Source organism: Fundidesulfovibrio sp. (genome assembly GCF_058402725.1).
This window is the reverse complement of the sequence record NZ_JBZVFJ010000360.1, coordinates 1-1,798: the sequence shown is the minus strand read 5'-3', so window position 1 is coordinate 1,798 and position 1,798 is coordinate 1. Positions and strand designations below refer to the sequence as shown.

Below are 1,798 nucleotides of genomic sequence, written 5' to 3'. Positions count from 1 at the left end.
ACTCCAAAGAGAACGGCGGGCACGCCGCATGGCATGCCCGCCGTCCAAATGCTTCACGAGTCGGCCGGAATCTTTAGAGGAAGTCCGGGTCGATGCCGGCGCGTCCGCTCGCGGTCATGATTTTCAGGAAACGCACGAGCTTATCGTCCGCCGGAACCACGGGAAAACGCTGGTGGCAGGCGTCGCACTGGGCCATGGTGGGCTTGGTGGGCGCGATGAGCGGCACCTCGCGCACGCAGAAGGGGCAGGGATAGAGATAGACCAGCTCCAGGCCGCTGGGCTTCACCGGGGTGACGGGCTTCTTCCTCTCGGACATGCGGGCTAGCCTCTCAGGAGCGACGTGCCGGTCATGGCGGCGGGTTGTGAGAGCCCGGCCATTTCCAGGATGGTGGGGGCCACGTCGGCCAGGCGGCCGTCGGCCAGTTTTGCCCCGGGACGGGACGGGTCCACCAGGATCACCGGGACCTCGTTGAGGGTGTGGGCTGTCATGGGGCCGCCCGAGGCGTCGACCATCTCCTCGGCGTTGCCGTGGTCCGCCGTGACCAGGGCGCGGCCGCCGCGCGCCAGCACGGCCGCCAGAATGCGCTCCACGCAGCCGTCCACCGTGCGGCAGGCCTCCACGGCCGCCTCCAGCACGCCGGTGTGGCCCACCATGTCCAGGTTGGCCAGGTTGCACACCACCAGCCCGTAGCCCTTGTCCAGGGCGGCGACGAGGGCGTCGGTCACCTCCGGGGCGCTCATGCGGGGCTTGAGGTCGTAGGTGGCCACCTCGCGGGGCGAGGGCACCAGGAGGCGCTCCTCGCCGGGGAAGGGCTCCTCGCGGCCGCCGTTGAGGAAGTAGGTGACGTGGGCGTACTTCTCGGTCTCGGCGATGCGCAGCTGCTTGAAACCAGCCTCGGAAAAGACCTGGCCCAGGGTCTGGGTGATCTCCTCGGGGCCGAAGGCGCAGGGCAGGCCGAAGGAGGCGTCGTATTCGGTCATGGTGGCGAACCCGGCGAGTTGCGGGACCTTGGCGCGGGGGAAGGCGTCGAAGGCCGGATCGGTGAAGGCCCGGGTGATCTCCCGGGCGCGGTCGGCCCGGAAGTTGAAGAAGAACACCGCGTCGCCGTCCCCGATCAGCCCCAGGGGCCTGCCGTCGGGGCCTGCCATGAGCCGGGGCTTGACGAACTCGTCGGTCTGGCCCTCGGCGTAGGCCTGGCGCACGGCCTCCACGGGGTCCGAGGCCAGGAGGCCCTGCCCGGAGGTGAGCGCGGCATAGGCCTCGGCCACTCGCTCCCAGCGCTTGTCGCGGTCCATGGCGTAGAAGCGCCCGGTCACCGAGGCCACGGCACCGCAGCCGATGCGGTCCATGGCTTTGGTCAGCGCCTGCACATAACCCGCCCCCGAGCTGGGCGGCGTGTCGCGGCCGTCCAGGAAACAGTGCACGTAAACCCTTGAAACTCCGAGAACTTGAAACGTTTCTAGTAACGCTTCTAGATGCTTCTGGTGGCTGTGCACGCCACCGTCCGAAAGCAGGCCCATCAGGTGGAGGCTTCCCCCGGAGGCTTGCACGGCCGAGGCCAGGTTCTTGAGCACGGGGTTGGCGCGCAAGGCGCCCTCTTCGATGGCTACGTCGATGCGGGTCATGTCCTGATACACCACGCGGCCCGCGCCGATGTTCATATGCCCCACTTCGGAGTTGCCCATGAAGCCGTCGGGCAGGCCCACGGAGCGGCCCGAACACTTCAGGCGCGCCGTGGGGCGGCTGGCGGCAAGGCCCTCCAGGCAGGCGGGGTGGGCCAGGGTCACGGCGTTGCCG

General features: G+C 69.1%; 2 protein-coding genes. Both read right to left on the bottom strand.

The window, feature by feature from the left end; translation table 11 throughout:
- Window positions 1–73: 73 nt before the first annotated feature.
- Complete coding sequence (locus tag ACV4UX_RS19645) at window positions 74–316, bottom strand: hypothetical protein (protein ID WP_491594962.1); 243 nt, start codon at window positions 314–316, stop codon at window positions 74–76.
- Window positions 317–321: 5 nt separating this feature from the next.
- Window positions 322–1,798: 2,3-bisphosphoglycerate-independent phosphoglycerate mutase (gene gpmI / locus ACV4UX_RS19640; protein WP_491594961.1), on the bottom strand; the 1,477-nt coding region annotated here is incomplete at its 5' end.

Coding starts and splice junctions, on each gene's coding strand:
- ACV4UX_RS19645 (WP_491594962.1), bottom strand. CDS start 316: ATGTCCGAGAGGAAGAAGCCCGTCACCCCGGTGAAGCCCAGCGGCCTG.